General features: G+C 36.9%; 14 protein-coding genes and 3 pseudogenes. 16 read left to right on the forward strand and 1 reads right to left on the reverse strand.

The annotated features are described in order from the left end of the window. Positions 1-32 precede the first annotated feature (32 nt). A pseudogene (locus tag QUF99_RS08380) lies at positions 33-255 on the reverse strand (tyrosine-type recombinase/integrase); the annotation flags it as partial. Positions 256-430: 175 nt separating this feature from the next. Here QUF99_RS08380 and QUF99_RS08385 point away from each other — a divergent pair. From QUF99_RS08385 to sdaAB, 16 genes and pseudogenes are all read left to right on the forward strand, one after another. Next, complete coding sequence (locus QUF99_RS08385) at positions 431-568, forward strand: hypothetical protein (protein ID WP_289369442.1); 138 nt, start codon at positions 431-433, stop codon at positions 566-568. A gap of 102 nt (positions 569-670) precedes the next feature. Beyond that, the gene (locus tag QUF99_RS08390) at positions 671-799 is read left to right on the forward strand and encodes a hypothetical protein (RefSeq protein WP_289369443.1); all 129 of its coding nucleotides are present in this window, start codon (positions 671-673) and stop codon (positions 797-799) included. Positions 800-826: 27 nt separating this feature from the next. After that, positions 827-955 (forward strand): annotated as a pseudogene (locus tag QUF99_RS08395) (helix-turn-helix transcriptional regulator); the annotation flags it as partial. A gap of 428 nt (positions 956-1,383) precedes the next feature. Next, positions 1,384-1,695, forward strand: a complete 312-nt coding sequence (locus QUF99_RS08400; RefSeq protein WP_289369445.1) for a heavy metal-binding domain-containing protein — start codon at positions 1,384-1,386, stop codon at positions 1,693-1,695. Positions 1,696-2,095: 400 nt separating this feature from the next. Beyond that, on the forward strand, positions 2,096-4,606 hold the full coding sequence (locus QUF99_RS08405; protein ID WP_289369446.1) for a GH39 family glycosyl hydrolase: 2,511 nt from the start codon (positions 2,096-2,098) through the stop codon (positions 4,604-4,606). Between the two features lie 219 nt (positions 4,607-4,825). Then, a complete protein-coding gene (locus QUF99_RS08410) occupies positions 4,826-7,105 on the forward strand; it encodes a glycoside hydrolase family 3 protein (RefSeq protein WP_289369447.1) in 2,280 nt (759 codons plus the stop codon). A 46-nt stretch (positions 7,106-7,151) separates the two neighbouring features. Continuing rightward, complete coding sequence (locus QUF99_RS08415; RefSeq protein ID WP_289369448.1) at positions 7,152-8,258, forward strand: alpha/beta hydrolase; 1,107 nt, start codon at positions 7,152-7,154, stop codon at positions 8,256-8,258. Positions 8,259-8,690: 432 nt separating this feature from the next. Then, complete coding sequence (locus QUF99_RS08420; protein WP_289369450.1) at positions 8,691-10,262, forward strand: hypothetical protein; 1,572 nt, start codon at positions 8,691-8,693, stop codon at positions 10,260-10,262. A gap of 446 nt (positions 10,263-10,708) precedes the next feature. Continuing rightward, the gene (locus QUF99_RS08425; protein ID WP_289369451.1) at positions 10,709-11,494 is read left to right on the forward strand and encodes an ABC transporter ATP-binding protein; all 786 of its coding nucleotides are present in this window, start codon (positions 10,709-10,711) and stop codon (positions 11,492-11,494) included. Between the two features lie 187 nt (positions 11,495-11,681). Continuing rightward, positions 11,682-11,993 carry a heavy metal-binding domain-containing protein gene (locus QUF99_RS08430; RefSeq protein ID WP_289369452.1) on the forward strand — a complete coding sequence of 104 codons (312 nt, stop codon included), beginning with the start codon at positions 11,682-11,684 and terminating at the stop codon, positions 11,991-11,993. A gap of 548 nt (positions 11,994-12,541) precedes the next feature. Then, positions 12,542-12,889, forward strand: a complete 348-nt coding sequence (locus QUF99_RS08435) for a PadR family transcriptional regulator (RefSeq protein WP_286123827.1) — start codon at positions 12,542-12,544, stop codon at positions 12,887-12,889. Continuing rightward, on the forward strand, positions 12,876-13,874 hold the full coding sequence (locus tag QUF99_RS08440; protein WP_289369453.1) for an HAAS signaling domain-containing protein: 999 nt from the start codon (positions 12,876-12,878) through the stop codon (positions 13,872-13,874). The genes QUF99_RS08435 and QUF99_RS08440 overlap by 14 nt, the downstream gene beginning before the upstream one ends. Before the next feature lie 178 nt (positions 13,875-14,052). Continuing rightward, a complete protein-coding gene (locus tag QUF99_RS08445) occupies positions 14,053-15,093 on the forward strand; it encodes an IS1595 family transposase (protein WP_289369454.1) in 1,041 nt (346 codons plus the stop codon). A 150-nt stretch (positions 15,094-15,243) separates the two neighbouring features. Beyond that, the gene (locus tag QUF99_RS08450) at positions 15,244-15,735 is read left to right on the forward strand and encodes a DinB family protein (protein ID WP_289369456.1); all 492 of its coding nucleotides are present in this window, start codon (positions 15,244-15,246) and stop codon (positions 15,733-15,735) included. 1,003 nt (positions 15,736-16,738) lie between these two features. Beyond that, positions 16,739-17,284: pseudogene (locus QUF99_RS28680) on the forward strand (IS6 family transposase); the annotation flags it as partial. 124 nt (positions 17,285-17,408) lie between these two features. Next, positions 17,409-18,107: an L-serine ammonia-lyase, iron-sulfur-dependent subunit beta gene (gene sdaAB, locus QUF99_RS08465; RefSeq protein ID WP_289369458.1), complete on the forward strand. Its 699-nt coding sequence runs from the start codon at positions 17,409-17,411 to the stop codon at positions 18,105-18,107. Positions 18,108-18,120 lie beyond the last annotated feature (13 nt).

Below are 18,120 nucleotides of genomic sequence, written 5' to 3' on the forward strand. Positions count from 1 at the left end.
ATAAATTGATACATATAGATTTTATTATATTGAATACAAAATGTATCTAGAATATTATCTTTTTTCTTTATTAATTCCTATATATTTTAATGTGATCTGTGGAGTGCTATGGTTGAGTATTTCTTGCAACATAGCAACATCTTTTGTTTGTTTATAGAACCAATAGCCGAAGATTTTGCGCATGGTATGGGTACCGATGGACTCTATATCGGCAAAATCTCCGGCTTTTTGCAATTGTCGATAAGCCTGGATCCTTACTAATAGGGGTATGGGGTAGCGTCAGGAAAATGCGGTTTCCTAACGTTACTCCATTAATGAATGATAAAAAAGGTCTAATTATTTAAGGTTAATTTAAGGTGGATTTTATAGATATTTCCAGTTTATATATTATAATTATGATATTAAGTTATATTTATGGGGTTGTTATAAAGTGAACTATAAAAAAGGTATTATGATAGGTCTATTATGTGTAGTTGTGTTTTCATTAGGTGGTTGTGATTTTTGGGACGGAGTTAAAAGTGGATTCAGTGCTAAAACTGAAAAAGTAGAAAATCAGGAAAAGAAATAAAGTTTTTATAGATGTTCATTAGAAAAAAGACGATTTATTTAATGTCGTCTTTTTTTCTAATGAACTTTTAATAAATTAAATATATAAAAGGAGATGGGATAAGTGAAAACACATGAATTAATTACTGAGATACAAGATGGTTATGCTGGTGATCCTAGTCAAGATGCTCAAGTTTTTATTTTATTTAGCTTTTTATTATTAGTATTTAAGTTTTTAAGACCGACAAATTAGTGTAACCTGTATGAATTTCATACTGCTGTAGGAGTTCGACGTGAAACGATATGCTATTTAGAAAAAGGAAAACATAATCCTTCTTTGCAATTAACTCATGATATAGCAAAAGTTTTAGAAACAACTATTGATGAATTATTTATATTTGAAGATTAGATGTAGATTTATAATAAAGTTTGATCATTTGTAACAAAGTTTGATTGTTTCTAAAAAAGATTGATTATTTATTTTAAAGTTTGATAAGAACTGCCTTTAAAGAATGATAAATATGTAATAGGCTATGCGAAACCCCATTCGTATAATCATTTGAAAGAGCATTCTATTATAGAAGCTCAAGTGATATTCGATGGTTTTTATCAAGAGAGCGTAACGATTCAAGTTAATTAACGATGATGTAAGTTGGAAAATAGCAAACAGATATCTGAAACGATTAGAACAGAGTCCATAAAGGTGATTCTGTTTTTTTATTTATGAATCTTACAAAGATGTCATCTTTCTGTAAGATTATTAGATAGTTCATTTATTTTTTTAATGTAATAATAAAGGTATAAGAAACGCCAATAAATCATAGGAGAGTGTCAGTCATGATCGTAACAACAACTTCTGGAATTCAAGGAAAAGAAATTATTGAGTATATTGATATTGTAAATGGTGAAGCAATTATGGGCGCCAATATCGTCCGCGATTTATTCGCTTCTGTTCGTGATGTTGTAGGTGGCCGTGCTGGTGCATATGAAAGTAAATTAAAAGAAGCTCGTGATATTGCAATGGAAGAGATGAAGCAACTTGCGAAGCAAAAAGGAGCAAATGCCATTGTTGGTATTGATGTAGACTACGAGGTTGTTCGTGACGGAATGTTAATGGTTGCTGTAAGTGGTACTGCTGTACGTATATAAAAATAAAAAGCATGTTATAGATGATAGGATAATCCCCTTAGAGTAGAAATATTCTAAGGGGATTTTTCATAGTTAAAAAGGTTCAATACCTAATACTTATTCAGACGAATTACAACTATCGGCTGTTCAAAGCTATTTATAAAAGACATGTCTGATTACATGGCATACTAAATTTTTCAGTGTACATCGCTCAAGTTATTATAAATGGATTCAAATGAAGTGCTCGTTACAGATGAAGCTTTAGAATTCAATGGTATAATATTAGAAAAACGGATATACCCAATAAATCTATCATTATTGTAATTTTAAGGGGATTATACTACAAATCAGAGCCTAATGAAAAAGAAAATCCCATTCCGAAAAACAGGTAAGAGTACCGTTCTAAAAGGAGGAGAGCTTCATGCGAAATGCTGTATACGAGTTGGTTGAGACGAATGATAGTCTGCCTTTTGATGTTTCATTGAACAGTGTCAATTATGTACCGAGTCATTGGCATAACAGCGTAGAGATTATTTTTGTACTGCGCGGTACGGTGGAGGTTAGGCTAAGTCATGAGAAACGGACGCTTTCTGAGGGAGACGTACTACTTATCAACCAATGTCATGTGCATGAGGTGATTGGCCTTGATCGGAATATTATTGCGACGTTTCTTATTCCTTTCAGTTATTTGAAGGAAAAAATAGCACGGGCGGACGAGATTAGCTTTGATTGTTATTCGGGAGATAAGGAGCGGCGTCATGCTTTAGACGAGATGCGACGTTTACTGGCTGAGATGGTGCAGCTAATGTATCAGAAAGGTGATGCCTATGAGATCGATATGCAAATTCGAATGTTGGAAGTGCTCTCTATTCTTTTGAAGCAATTTAAGGTTTCAGCATCTGCGGGCGTTATGAATGAAAAGTATATGGAGCGGATGCTTCGTATTATTACTTATATAGAAGATCATTATAAGGAGCCGATTACACTGCAGGCAATTGCTGAGCGTGAATTTTTGTCTATTCCGTATTTGTCTAAGTTTTTCAGTGATAACATCGGTCTTAATTTTCAATCTTATTTAATGAGCATTCGTTTGAAACATACGGTGGAGGAACTGCTTCACAATGGGGAAATGCCTATTGCTGATATTGCTTTGAAGCACGGCTTTCCGAACGCTAAGTCATTCTACACTGCCTTTAAAGCAAGATATAACGTAACGCCAAGTGAATACCGGAAGCATTTTCGTCCAGATCTTGGTAAGAGGAGGGAACGGGAATCTTCCAATTATTTGACGTTTAATCAATCGAGCGCACTCGGAATTATTAGCCAATATTTACAGAGAAGTCCTTCGCAGCAGGTAGAAGAGATTACGGCGCTCGAAACGGAGGTATATCAGGTTAGCGTATCCGCTCACAGTAGTCCAATAAGGCATACATGGAAAAATTTGATCGCGATTGGAAAAGCAAAAGAAGGATTGCATGCGGACGTGCAGTGGCAACTGAAACGAGTTCAGGAGCGCTGCCCTTTTCGCTATTTGCGGTTTCATGGCATATTTGACGACTCTATGATGGTGTACACTGAGGACGAGACGGGCAAGCCTGTATACAATTTTAGATTGGTCGATGAGCTATTTGATTTTCTCCTTTCAGTTAGAATTAAGCCATTTATCGAGCTTGGATTTATGCCATCTGCTTTGGCTGCGGACCAGGAGAAAACCATTTTTTATGTAAAGAGTTATATTAGTCCGCCGAGGTCTGTCGATAAATGGTGTGAGCTTGTTGATCGCTTTTTACGCCATTGTATGAATCGCTATGGCAAGGAAGAGGTAGAATCCTGGAAATTCGAATTTTGGAACGAACCGGAGTTGAAGGCGTTTTGGCCGGGGACGATGGAAGAATATATGGAGTTGTATGCTCGCACCTATGAAACTGTGAAACGTATATCGCCTCGTCTTCAAATCGGAGCGCCTGGCCGAATCATTACGATTGATGGAAGAAAGTTTTACGATGAGTTTTTTGCATTTTGCCGCGAGCGGCAGTGCTTGCCTGATTTCGTTCCGCTTCATTTTTACCCGCATGAAAGGGTGAATAATCTAGAACAATGTAACATATTTAACGAATTGGAGTCGTTTCGGAAACTGATTGAAGAGTTTGGTGGTGTATCTCCGAATCCAAATTTCCTAAAGGAGCGACTTGTACATGAGAAAAGGTTGCTTGAGAAATATCAGGTGTCTGGGACCAATCTGTATTTGACTGAGTGGAATTCGACTTCTTATCATCGCGAGTTAACGAATGATACGTTGTACAAGGCTGCTTATATCGTCAAAAATATTATCGATAATTTAGATAGCATTGAAGGCTTCGGTTACTGGGTGCTAAGCGACAACATTGAAGAAACGGCTGCTTCACCGGATTTGTTTCACGGGGGACTTGGACTGATTGCTCAGCATGGCATACCTAAGGCTGGCATGATTGCTTATGAATTACTGGCGAAATTGGGGAATCGACTTATTGCACGTGGTGACAATTACATCGTTACCTCTGGCTGGGGTGGTTATCAAGTGCTTACCTTTAATTATTGTCATTTTGATGATTTGTACGCACTTGGTGATATTTCCTTTATTGATGCGGTTAACCGGTATAACGGTTTCAAGGACGTGAAGGCTGTAAAATTAGAGATAGGGCTTACTGGTTTGCCGAGCGGAAAGTATCGGATCGTTACCCGCACGCTCGGCCGAAAATATGGAAGCAGCTATGACCGCTGGGTAGAGATGGGAGCGCCGCAATCACTCTGCCTAGAGGATGTGGAATATTTGAAAGCCGGCACTCAGCCGCGTATGACGAGTCAGTATGTTGAAGTGGAGAACAGTCACACTTGTATTTCCATTTTGGAGCCGCACGGGGTCGAGTTGATTGAGCTCATTCCTGCATGGTGACGAATTGTGTTAAAAATTAACCTCTTTTGATTGAATGATTCAAGTTGTTTACATAAAAAGATTAAATAAGGTAATAAAAGTCGATAAACCGCTGTCTCTTCGAGGACGAGCGGTTTTTATTATAATTAAATTGTAAACGCTTTCTAATGATATGTGACTTATATGCTCGCTTCACAGCGATGAATAACGATTGAATTTAAAGAAATGGAGGGTTCTTCTATGTCAGCCAAAGAAAATAACGCAGGTCAGCCGTTGATTGAATACGTCCGTAACGAAGGCGGACCTACACTTGGTTACTCCGTTTCATCTGGGGTTCGCATCATTGAGCAGAATGGCTCGTTTTTTAAAAACTTAAGTAAGGATGGAGTATTGAAGCCGTATGAGGACTGGAGATTACCAGCTGAAGAACGGGCAAAAGATCTTGCTACGCGGATGTCTATCGAGGAAATTGCAGGATTGATGTTATACAGTGGGCATCAAGCAATTCCAGCCACGAGTGATAGTTGGTTTGCCGGGACTTACGGCGGAAAGTCTTATGAAGAGGGCGGCGCTAAGCCGTGGGATTTGACCGATGAGCAAATCGCATTTTTGACTGAAGACCATCTCCGTCATGTTCTCATCACAACAGTTGAAAATCCGGAAACAGCCGCGCGCTGGAACAACAAGCTGCAGGTTGTTGCGGAAGGAACAAGTTTAGGCATTCCAGCGAACAATAGCTCGGATCCGCGTCACGGTTCCGATGCGAGCTCCGAATTTAACGTCGGCGCAGGAACAGCTTCTCGCGTATCATTCTGGCCTGAAACGCTTGGTCTTGCTGCGACATTTGATCCTGAAGTAACACGCAAATTTGGAGAAGTTGCCTCGAAGGAATACAGGGCACTTGGCATGACAACAGCACTATCACCGCAAATCGATATTGCAACTGACCCGCGCTGGTTCCGCTTCAGCGGCACGTTCGGTGAGGATTCACGTTTGTCTACGGATATGGCGCGCGCTTATGTGGACGGTTTCCAAACATCAGAAGGCAAGCAGGAACTAGAAGATGGTTGGGGATTGGATAGTGTGAATGCTATGGTGAAGCATTGGCCTGGAGGAGGAAGCGGTGAGGGCGGAAGAGACGCGCATTTTGCCTGCGGAAAGTATGCCGTTTATCCAGGAAACAATTCTAAAGAGCATTTGAAGCCGTTTATTGACGGAGCTTTTCAACTGGAGGGGAAGACGAGTAAGGCTTCTGCAGTAATGCCATATTACACGATTTCGTTCGATCAAGATCAAGTAAACGGAGAGAACGTCGGCAACTCTTATAATTCCTATTTAATTACCGACTTACTGCGCAAGCAATATGGCTATGACGGCGTTGTTTGTACAGATTGGATGATTACTGCTGATGAGTGTGGCGGTAAAGATACACTTATGACGGGCAAGTCATGGGGTGTTGAGCATCTGACCGTTGCGGAGCGTCACTATAAGCTGTTGATGGCCGGCGTGGACCAGTTTGGAGGCAATAACGAAGTTGGCCCTGTTTTAGAGGCTTGCCAATTAGGGGTATCTGAACATGGAGAGGCTTATATGAAAAAACGGTTCGAACAATCAGCGGTTCGTCTGCTTCTAAATATGTTCCGACTTGGTCTCTTCGAAAATCCTTATCTCAAGTCTGAGGAAAGTGAGAAAATTGTCTGCAATCCAGATTTCGTGAAAGCAGGTTATGAAGCGCAGTTGAAGTCAATCGTCCTTCTGAAGAATAAGGGGCAGACGCTGCCGATCCAGCCAAAAAGCAAAGTATACATTCCGAAAAGGTATTTGCCAGCTGGGAAGAGCTGGTTTGGAATGCCAACGCCGGAGAAACTGGAGCATCCAGTCAATCTTGACGTTGTGGCTCAATATTTCGATATTACTAATAATCCGGACGAAGCAGATTTCGGACTTGTGTTCATCCAAAGTCCGAAGTCAGGCGTGGGGTACAACCAAGAGGATGCTGATAATGGAGGAAATGGTTATGTACCAATTAGCCTTCAATACAAGCCGTATACAGCCGAGCATGCCCGCGAACAGAGTATTGCCGGCGACCCTAGAGAAACGGATGTACTGAACCGTTCGTATAAAGAGAAAACAGTTACAACGCACAATTCGTCTGATTTGGACATGGTGCTTGAAACGAAAGAAATGATGAAAGGAAAGCCGGTTGTCGTATCGATTTTACTGTCGAATCCAATGGTTGTCGCAGAGTTTGAAGCGGAAGTTGATGCGATCGTAGCGAACTTTGGCGTTCAAGATCAGGCAATTATGGACGTTCTGTCAGGAGTTTACGAGCCATCAGGCTTATTGCCGATGCAAATGCCAGCGGATATGAGAACAGTTGAGCAGCAGCTAGAAGACGTCGCGCATGATATGGAAAGCCACGTTGATTCTGAAGGCCATGTATATGATTTCGCCTTTGGGCTCAATTGGAGCGGTGTAATTGAAGATTCTCGTATAGCGAAGTACGGGAGAAACCGGTAACCCGATTTTCCGAAAATAAAATGATCAAAAAAAGGAGACGGTAATGATGAGTAATATAACTTCTTACGTAAATTTAGTTTCTAAACTAAGCGAGGAGATGCAAGCTGTCAAAAAAAGAGGTTTCGATTTTATCGCTAAACCGATTCCTGATTCTCATGCAATTGGTGAATTAGATCCTCGTGTTCTCCAAGTGACTTTACAAGCGGCAGAAAAAATGGCTGCGACGGAAACCGAACCACTTGACCCTTCAAATATGACAGGTTTTGTTCAGGGAATGCGGGCTATGATGGGGTGGAACAATGACGACGTTACGAAAAGTAAAGTCGAAACCACTTATAAAACAATTGATGGGACAAATGGACCAATTCCTTTGCGAATCTATACGCCTTCCAATGAAGGAATTCTGCCTGCGGTTGTTTACTTTCACGGCGGAGGTTTCATAGGCGGCAGTGTGGATGTCGTGGAAAATCCGTGTAAATCATTGGCAGAAAAAGCAGGCGCCGTTGTGATTTCCGTTGATTACCGCTTAGCGCCTGAACATCCATATCCAGCAGGGCTGACAGATTGTTTCGAATCCGTAACATGGGTGTATGAGCACGCTGAAGAAATTTGTGTGAATCCACAGCAAATTGCCGTATCTGGAGACAGTGCGGGTGGTAATTTAGCTACGGTGTGTGCGCTCATGGATATTGAAAAGGGAACGGGGATGATTAAGCTTCAAGCGCTTATTTACCCGACCGTGAATATGGCTGGCGTCCAAACTGAAGATTTCAACTGGAGCCTCGACCAATATGAGATTCGTAACTATTCTGAGCTCATCATTCCAATGATTAAAGGGTTGGCTGAAAGCGGCGAGTTATTTTTTCGACTCTATTTGCAAAATAATGCGAAAATCACCGATCCACACGTTTCTCCGCTGCTGTCAGATCAGTTAAGCAGCATGCCGCAGACACTAATTGCAACTGCCGAATTTGATTATTTAAAAGTAGAGTGCGAAGCTTACGCGGCAAAACTTGCACGAAGTGGCGTACCTACGAAGCTTATTCAGTACAACGGTACAGATCATGCGTTTATGGATAAAATTGGTTTGTATCCGCAAGCGGAAGATTTAATAAATGAAATTGCAAAAGAGGTTAAGCAAGTATTTGCTTAATTTTATGGAGCTTGTTCAAAAAATGCGCTTTTTGAACAAGCTCCACTATAAAGATATGTGTACAGGAAGAGTGGATTGTCATGATGACGAAACAAGTAAGCTGGAGAAGAAAGAAGTAGTTACGGCCTTTCATTCATTTGGGAATGTTAGAGAGACTAAATAACTAACAATGTTCAAAACCATTTTATTATGAATGGTTTTTTGTTTTTTATTGTATTAAAAATGTAATAACCTCACTCACTTATGTTACGGCGAACCATATCGTAAGTGAGTGAGGTTTATAGGTCTGTATGAGAACGATACATGTTTAGACAAACCATGTCTTTTGTGTATTAAATATTTTACAATTTTAAGCAAATTTCGAATATTGCGTAGGTGGTTGTTTTTGGTATGATTATACTAAGAATACTTTTTGAATAGGAGGGACTATGCTTGAATGAGTATGAAGAAGTATATCATATTAAGCAAAATATAGAGAAAAGTATTAGTGAAAATAAATTATTTGAATTATCGATTGATGAAGCAACTTTGGTAGTATTAGAGAAGGTAGGTGTCTTTTATGCACTTTCTCATTCGGTACAATATGAAAAGATACAAGGATATATGAAAACATTAGCTAAAACAAACGCAACTGAGATTAATGAGATTTCTTTTATACAAGAATCATTAAAGTGGATATTTCGATGGTGCACAAAATATTGTAGGAATAAGTCTATAATTAATAAAGAAGATTTGGTTGCAGACGATATCTACAATCTTATGGGAATTGCATATTCATATGAGAGGTTTTTTGATATGTGGGAGATGCATAGACAGAAGAAAGTTAAATATAACAAAAAGGGAAATAAAGTCACTTTCGATTATATTCATGAAGAAATATATAAAATTCATTTGTTCTATGACACTATTTTTAGAGAAATTGATAATGAAAAGAAGATGGAAGAGCTAGATACTTTAGATGTTAGTCGAGTAAATTTAACACAAATTATGAATGATGCACATCAAATGGATTTTAATTGCTCTTTTAATATAGAATTTAAAGAATTCAATTTAGAAGATTATAAGATATTTTCTACTGCACTTACTCAAATGTTTACTCAGAATATGTTAGATAATTATATTGGGGAAAACTACATAATTGAACCAGGGCTTGAAGGAGCTATATGTCTAAAAAAAGAAACATGGATATATCAATTATCCGTTGAAACAAAGCTCGATTGTGAAAAGATAGAAAGAATAATAGATTTCTTTACTTACGATTTTTCTGATAGTAAAGGTGATATTTCTTTATCTTATTTTGTTCCACTTTCAGATAATTATTTGGTTGTATCGGAGGCAATATTTAATCTTTCTAGACCAGAAGCGAATGCGATGCGTTTATTAGCTAAAAAAGGATCTTCTAATTATGACTTTGCACAAAATAATTTTGAAGGAGAGGAGAGAGCGAGGGTTAAAAAGAGTATCGGAAAAAAATATTTAACGAGTTATGGTGTTGATAAATCAAAAAAAAATATTCCTGGAATAGATCTGTTGGTCTACGATCCGGAAATCAACCATCTTCAAATTATAGAATTAAAATATAAAATTCCTATAGAATCTACACGTGATATTAATAACTTGGATAAAATGTTAGAAAAGGCGTACAAACAAGTAGAAGAGGCTAGGAGATATACTAATGATAATTTAGCTTTAATCTTGAAAGAGTATTTCGGAGAAACTTATAGACAGACTGTGCCAAGTAAAATAGATTATTTTGTTTTGACAAATTATTCTATTGGAACAGGAATAAATGCTAGTGTACCTACCCCAATTCTTCTTCTAGACCATTATGTTGAATTGATGAAGAATAGGAATGGTATGGAATTAGTTAGAACTGTATTAAACAGTCATGATAAGAAGCTCCCTATTGAACAAAAAAAGAGATATAGTAGATTTTCTCTTCTTGGATATAAAATATTGATTCCAGAGTATAGTTTTAGATTTAGACAAGAATACCACGAATAAGAGTGAATTAAGAGTATGCTCATAGTTCTCTTAAAATAGCTTAAGAGCAATTGGAGCCTTAATAACTTGGATTATTATATTGTTAGTGTCACATGAAGAAGTAAATTTTTGAACTTATTATAATAAATTTGAATAAATATAGCCCCCTAATGAACTTGGAAACCTACTAAGAGTAGTTTTATACTCGAGGTAGCCAAATAAGGGGGCGTTTATTATGCAAAGAAGAAAGCATTCTATAGAATTTAAACAACAAGTAGTACAAAAAGCAATAGAAGCTGGAAATAAAGCGAATAAACTTTATAAAATAAATGTTAGATAAAGTTCTTTAATGAGATACTGAAAAGACGGCTTCGGTATTGGATCGAAGCCATTTTTTTCTAGAGGATCTAATTTGTTTTTGATACATTAATAATGGGGACATACAAACAAGGGGCAGGGATGCAGAAATGGAATTATTTGATTATTATAAGCGGAAAGGGAAGGCTAAACTTCTGATTGGAACTGGTATTTTTCTATTGGCGCTATGGTGTGTATATGGAACTTGGGGACAAGTCATTTTTATTGTAATCGTTTCTTCTGTTTTTTTCGGAATTGGATTTTGGCAGTTAAGAAAAGGGAATTTGATACAAAAGAATGCTGTTAAAAGTAATGCAACGTTTTGGGATGTTGATACGTTTGTCGTATTAGAATTACCTAAACGGAACAAGCAATTTGGTTTATATCATCCTGATGGTGGATATGTTGCAGGAACAAAGATCATTTCATCTAACATTCTTTTTTCAGTGATACCTTTTTTAAGTAATAAAGATGTTTATGGATTAGAAACGAGTAGCGGGGAAATTCTTGCATATTTTCATACTGAAGCGGACGGATATGATTGGGTAATCTATGATTCGAATTATAACCAGATTGGTATGTTTAAGGAAAAGATGATACAAGGATTTACCATGATACGTGGTTCTTTGATGACTGATAAAGCCACAAAGTTGTCCGATGTAGAAGTTGAGTTTGATTTTATTCAAAGTACTCTCCGTACAATAGATGGACGTACATTAGCAATCGGTAAGCAAGGGTATATGCCTATAGAATGGAGTGAAAGGTTTATGGGATTAAATGTACCTACTATTACACTAGGTTCCAATGCGTCTAAGAATGAAAAAATTCTAGGTCTAGGGGTGCTCCTTTATAGCTTATACACAATTGAGATTAGAAAAAGCAGAGCGAGCGTTTAATAGAAAAAATAAACTAAAATGATTAGAGCAGAGTCCATGAAAGTGATTCTGTTCTTTTATTTATGAATCCTTACAAAGATGTCATCTTTCTGTAAGGTTATTAGATAGTTTATTTATTTTTTCCATGTAATAATAAAGGTATAAGAAACGCCAATAAATTTTTATAGATTATAGGAGAGTGTCAGCGATGATTGTAACAACAACTTCTGGAATTCAAGGGAAAGAAATTATTGATTATATTGATATTGTAAATGGTGAAGCGATTATGGGTGCAAATATCGTACGTGATTTATTTGCTTCTGTTCGTGATGTTGTGGGTGGCCGTGCTGGTGCATATGAAAGTAAATTAAAAGAAGCTCGTGATATTGCAATGGAAGAGATGAAGCAACTTGCGAAGCAAAAAGGTGCAAATGCAATTGTTGGCATTGATGTAGATTACGAGGTTGTTCGTGACGGAATGTTAATGGTTGCTGTAAGTGGTACTGCTGTACGTATATAAAATAAAAAAGCATCTTATGAAATGATATAAAAATCCCCTTAGAGTAGACATACTCTAAGGGGATTTTTATATGGAAAACTTACGATGTAAAATTCAATAGCAAGGTTTTCCATAGTGAGGATAAATGGTATTTATTAACGTTCCTAATACTCGTTATTTATTAACCACCAGTATGACCATGTGAGTATTGGGGTACCGCCACACATCCATCAAGCGAAGATGAAACTTTATCCCAAAAACGAAATTTTGATCAATTAGATCCGCTTATGTTTCATATATTTTTTTGTTTTGTAATGAAAAAAGAACACCTTTAAATTAGCGGAAGCTCATGCTTTTTCTAAGCCAACACCAATAAAGGAAGCCACGTTTTAGACTACCTAATTTGTGGATTCTTTTTATTTTAACCTAAATATAATTCGAAAAATATTGTATTTTTATGTGTTTCTTAACGAATTATTTTTTCACATCGATGTTGGAACAATAATGGTATATGACGCATAGTATAAAACATATACTGTATAACATACACCAAGAAAAGAGGTGGATGAATGAATAGTTTATTAAATTCATTAACGACAGAGCTTAGGAGAGGAACTTTGACGTTAGCTGTTTTAAATCAATTACAAAAGCCCCAGTACGGATATTCACTTGTTCAATTGTTAGAACAGTCAGGTATTAACATTGATCAAAGTACTTTATATCCATTGCTACGCCGCTTAGAAAAACAGGAGTTAGTAACAAGTAGCTGGGATACCTCTGAGAGTAGACCGCGTAAGTACTATGTTCTAAGTGAATATGGTTTAGAGATTTTTTTACAGTTAAAAAGGGAATGGATGGACAATTCTAAAAAACTCTTAGAAGTGTTAAAAGGGGAGGAAGATGATGAATCTAATTGAGATTTATATACAAGAAGTGACTCGAAGACTGCCTGAAAAAAGTCGTGAAGATATCGCTCTCGAGTTAAGATCGACCATTGAGGATATGTTACTTGATGATTACAGTGAAGAAAATACAAAAGTGGTCCTTGAAACATTAGGGAATCCCGCTATATTAGCTAGTAAATACCGCGATCGACCAATGCATCTTATTGGCCCTCACTATTTTGAGACATATGTTACGTTATTAAAAATGATTTTACCGATTGCTGCTACTATTTCTCTAATCTCGCTCATTGCCGAATACTTTATAGGGTATCGTGGCGAAGAAGCAGTCATTAATGTAATTGTAGATATTATTGGTTTTGGTATATGGAAAATCATTGAATTAGGTATGCAAGTCTTTTTCTGGCTTACACTTGTTTTCGCGCTTATAGAACGGGCCGATCATTCAAAAGCAAGTCACCCATTCACAACAAAGTTTACCAAATGGACAGCGGACAATTTGAAAAATATACCTTATATTCCTAAGAAAAAAGTTATCACAAAATTTGAAGTGTTCGGAAGTTTATTATGGACTGCTATTTGGGCAACAGTTTATTTTTACGCAAATCATCTTGTAGGTATATATAGAGGTGGTAAACACGGACTTGATTTTGTGGCTCCAGCTATTAATCAAGATGTATTGCTTCAGTATTGGCCAATCGTTCTTGTTGTGATCGGTTTGGAAATAGCATTGTCTATTTATAAATTAATTAAGGGACAATGGACAAAAGGAATAGCAATATTTAATACAGCTTTCCAGCTTATTGGAACCATTGTATTCATTGTGATAGTAACGAATCCAAATGTAATAAACCAAGATTTTATTACGTATACAGCTGATTTATTCACTATTACTACTAAACAACTTGAATCGCGGATAGTTGGCGGTGCAATTTTCTTCTTTATGTTATCTGCGGCAATCAGTGTATATGATAGTATCCGCAAGGCTAAAATTCATTAATCGACATTTGCCTATATGGGGCTTAATTTAACAAGCCATCCCTTAAAAAAGTCGGATTCTTAGCGTACAGGAAATCGGCTTTTTCTTTTTGGCTTTGTTAAAGAATAATGTTGTTATTTGATTTGATCGAACGGTTGTTCTATAATGAACTAAAATTACCGAGAGCGAGTGAGTTTTAATGGCGTTAGCGGACATAATTAACCAAATCAGAAATCTTAGCCAAAGAGACCAGCAACGATTGAAGGAGTTCTTCACAAACTCATTAGGGAGTGCGGGAGAAACAGAGTCTGTATTCACTGATGTATCAGAACAGAAACACAAAGACGGCTACACCTGCACCCATTGTCAATCCACTAATGTCATTCGCTTCGGTAAATATCAGGTAAAAACTACAATCAATACCATTGAACGTCAAAGATACCGCTGCAAAGAGTGCGGTAAAACATTCACAGATATGACGAACACTCCTCTTCACAGAACTCATATGCCTAGTAAATGGCTTCAGTTCATCGAATGTATGATTGAAGGGTATTCCCTTCGGAAATCAGCTAAACTCATTGGTGCTCATTATGTGACGCTTTTTTATTGGAGGCATAAAATTCTAACTGCATTGAAACAGATGGATTTTGAACTTTTCGAAGGCATAGTAGAAATGGATGAAACCTATTTCCTCTATTCCGAGAAAGGAAAACGGAATATCCAAGGTCGAAAACCAAGGTTAAGCGGTGGTAGTTCGGAGTTTAGAGGAATAAGTAAGGACCAAGTATGTGTTCTTGTAGCCAGAGACCGCCAAAAGAGAACGTTTTCCAAAACAATAGGAAAAGGGCGTATTATAAAAAAGAGTTTGGACGAAGCGTTAGGTTCCAAGCTATCAATACAAAATGTTCTATGTACGGATGCTTGGCGGGCGTTTATGACTTATGCCAAAGAAAAAGGAATTGAGCATCATCGCTTTAAAGCAAATGGTAGGGAGCGAGTTAAAGGGATTTATCACATCCAGAATGTAAATAGTTATCACAGCCGTTTAAAGAGCTGGATGGAGCGTTTTAATGGTGTAGCGACTAAATATCTAGACCATTATTTGAGCTGGTTCCAATTCTTAGACACCATCAAACATATAAAAGATAACTTTACGATAACCAAAATGGTTTTAGACAGTTGTTCTTTCTCAGTTAACACAACTTCTGATAAACTAAGGTTATCAGAATTTTCCGAATAATGGAACGTTCATTGTTCCGTTAAAGGGCCAGTTTAATTGAACAAGGAATTGGCATGACACCTTAATTAGTGAGCTATCTACAACACGCCGCAAATGAATTTTGACCAAAGGGATTATCTATTAAAGGGATTAAATTGGAGGGAATAGAAAATGGATGTAAAGACACTTTTGTTACAACAATGGGCAAGCTGCTTAGATGAAGAAGACTGGTTTCCACCACTTGAAAAAGTGCTAGAGGATATTACTTTTGAACAGGCAATTTGGAAACCAGTTGAGGGGGCAATGAATTCCATTTGGGAATTAGTTTGTCATTTACTTTTCTATAAAAAGAGACTTCTGATGCGATTTCTTGGTGAAACAGCGAATGAACCCCAGGCAGAAGATAATGAATCTACATTTCGATTACCAACTGAGACGTTTCAAAATTGGAAGGAAACAAAACAAGAATACTTTTATGTTCATCGTGAACTTGAAAAAATACTAGCAAAATCAGAACATGAAGATTTGTATAGACAGATCCCTGGAGAAAGATCATTAGTGCTTGAACTGAAGAGTTTAGCATTGCACGACGCATATCATATTGGGCAAATTGTATTCCTAAGTAAAATGCAAGGAGCTTGGGCAGGGAAACGCAGCTTTTAAAAAAGCTTCATTAGCTTTACAGTTATTCCATTATAGGGGGCTTTAATGGAATAAGAACGGGAACGTCCAAATCGGACGTTCCCATATTTTATACCTAAAAAACAACAATACTACTTAACAAAGCCTTCTTTTTAGAAATTTGCTTAGCGTACGCTAAGGAATTTTTTGGTTAAAAAACCTGGTTTTACCATACGTTAAGAAGGTTCCATAAACGATATTCGATGTTTGTAATGGTACTTTAATTGTTTGCTTAATAAAAAAAGTCGGTTCCATAGTGTACAGGGATTCGACTCTTTTTAAGTTGAAATTTGCTTAGCGTACAAAATTTCCGAAATGTTGGCTGTACCCCATGCCCATCAAGTTAAGATCTCATAATACCCCCAGAACGAAAATTTTGTGCATATTGCTCGTTTTTATTGTTTGGGGATAACTCGTTCATTTAGCTTAATGGCGATGTGGCGGCACCCCGAAAAGAAGTTCCTTTTTTCTGAAAAATGTATATAAATGCAAGATTAATAATGAATATCCGAAAAGGATTTTATATTTCCTTAATTTATTCCTTTCCATCTACATTAATCATTTATTACAACAGCTTTCACGTCTAAAATAAGATGTTTCAACAAAGGAGAATATAAGTATCTTTATAATGAGTTCCCAATATAATCAATGTGTTAATCAAAGGAACTCTGTGTTATTTTTGCTTTTCTACTAACTAATACAGCTTCAAACAATGGACACAATTGCTACATGCCAAGTGTAATTTATTACCTATTCAAAATTCTGTTTATTCAATCTTTCTAAAAATAAAAAAATATTAAACTTATAAATATACAAGTTATAATGAGGGCGTCGAGAGATAATCTATTACCTCCGGAGAAAATATCAAACCTGGTTCTGGTGCAAAAATTCTAAAGACCTTGCAAGTAATCTTCTAAAATTGGACATACTGATACGATTACTCTAAGAAAGGTGTGTGATCAGAAGGGAAATTTATTCAATATGAAAATGGAAGCGTTATCAGCCGGATTTTATTTTGTTAACAGTACGTTGGTACCTGCGGTACAACTTAAGTTTTCGTGATGTAGTAGAAATGATGGAGGAACGAGGATTATCCTTGGCTCATACCACGATTATGCGTTGGGTCCATCAATATGGACCGGAGTTTGAGAGAAGAATCCGACGTCATCTCAAACAAACAAATGATTCATGGAGAGTGGATGAAACGTATATAAAGGTAAGGGGACAATGGATGTATTTCTATCGTGCTGTTGATTCTGAAGGAAACACAATTGATTTTTACCTAAGTAAATCTAGAAATCATAAGGCTGCAAAGCGATTCTTCATAGAAATGACACCATTAAGCTCAATGGTATTAACAGTGCTGATTGGATTGACAGAGGTACCAATGGCAATTGATGCTGCTTTAGGTTGTTATGGAAGCTCTATATTAAACGTCATGTCATTTAAGAAAATGAAATTTGGTGATAATTCTAATACAGTTTTTATTACAATTGAACCTCTTTCTCAAGCTGACATTTTAATAGATTGACCTGTTCTGATTTTTGGAACAAATGTAATTGCAGAAAATAAAAGCTGGAACATATTTTGAATTGGTCATTCTAATAACTTAGATTCAACTGCAATTAAAAATAATAAATTATGGGGGTGTTTATATGAACATGAATGTAGTATCTATTAAAGAAAAAAAGGTTGTTAAATACAAAAGTTGTTTTGATGTGATTGGGCCGGTAATGATAGGTCCTTCAAGTTCACATACTGCAGGTGCTTTAGCTATTGGAACAGTTGCCAAGAAATTATTTCAAGGTCTTCCAAAAAAAGTCGTGGTAAGGTATTATGAATCATTTGCTGAAACCCATAAAGGACACGGAACTGATTTTGCAATTATTGCTGGGATATTAGGATTTGCTGCCGATGACAGCAAAGTGCCAGATGCTATTAAAATAGCAGAATCTAAAGGCATTGACATTACCTTTATTGAAAAAGCGGGTGATAGTCCTGCTGGTCATCCAAATACGGCAGATGTATATCTAGAGGATGAAAGTCGAAGTATTAGAACGATAGGTATTTCGGTCGGCGGCGGATTAATTGAAGTCAAACATGTTGAAATTGACGGATTTGGCTTAGATCTGCAGGGGCCATTGCCAGTTATTATTGCGATTTCCGAAAGAGCTGACTTTGAATTTGTCTTACGCAGGATCTTTAAACAATATGATGTGGAAATTAATGACTTTCATAGTTTAGAAGAAAGCGGAAAATATTTATATGCATTCGATTTGGGTTCGCTATTGCCTGGTGATGCTCAGAAAGAATTGGGAAGTTTAAGCAGTATCGCTAATATCATTATTCTTTAGTTACATTAAGGGG

Origin of the sequence: Bacillus sp. DX4.1, from assembly GCF_030348195.1 — a bacterium.
In the GTDB taxonomy this organism is placed as follows: Bacteria; Bacillota; Bacilli; order Bacillales; family Bacillaceae_G; genus Bacillus_A.

Excerpts from the sequence above, each read along its gene's own strand:
- QUF99_RS08400 (WP_289369445.1), top strand. The coding sequence starts at position 1,384 with ATGATCGTAACAACAACTTCTGGAATTCAAGGAAAAGAAATTATTGAG.
- QUF99_RS08405 (WP_289369446.1), top strand. The coding sequence starts at position 2,096 with ATGCGAAATGCTGTATACGAGTTGGTTGAGACGAATGATAGTCTGCCT.
- QUF99_RS08410 (WP_289369447.1), top strand. The coding sequence starts at position 4,826 with ATGTCAGCCAAAGAAAATAACGCAGGTCAGCCGTTGATTGAATACGTC.
- QUF99_RS08415 (WP_289369448.1), top strand. The coding sequence starts at position 7,152 with ATGAGTAATATAACTTCTTACGTAAATTTAGTTTCTAAACTAAGCGAG.
- QUF99_RS08425 (WP_289369451.1), top strand. The coding sequence starts at position 10,709 with ATGGAATTATTTGATTATTATAAGCGGAAAGGGAAGGCTAAACTTCTG.
- QUF99_RS08430 (WP_289369452.1), top strand. The coding sequence starts at position 11,682 with ATGATTGTAACAACAACTTCTGGAATTCAAGGGAAAGAAATTATTGAT.
- QUF99_RS08435 (WP_286123827.1), top strand. The coding sequence starts at position 12,542 with ATGAATAGTTTATTAAATTCATTAACGACAGAGCTTAGGAGAGGAACT.
- QUF99_RS08440 (WP_289369453.1), top strand. The coding sequence starts at position 12,876 with ATGAATCTAATTGAGATTTATATACAAGAAGTGACTCGAAGACTGCCT.
- QUF99_RS08445 (WP_289369454.1), top strand. The coding sequence starts at position 14,053 with ATGGCGTTAGCGGACATAATTAACCAAATCAGAAATCTTAGCCAAAGA.
- QUF99_RS08450 (WP_289369456.1), top strand. The coding sequence starts at position 15,244 with ATGGATGTAAAGACACTTTTGTTACAACAATGGGCAAGCTGCTTAGAT.
- sdaAB (WP_289369458.1), top strand. The coding sequence starts at position 17,409 with ATGAACATGAATGTAGTATCTATTAAAGAAAAAAAGGTTGTTAAATAC.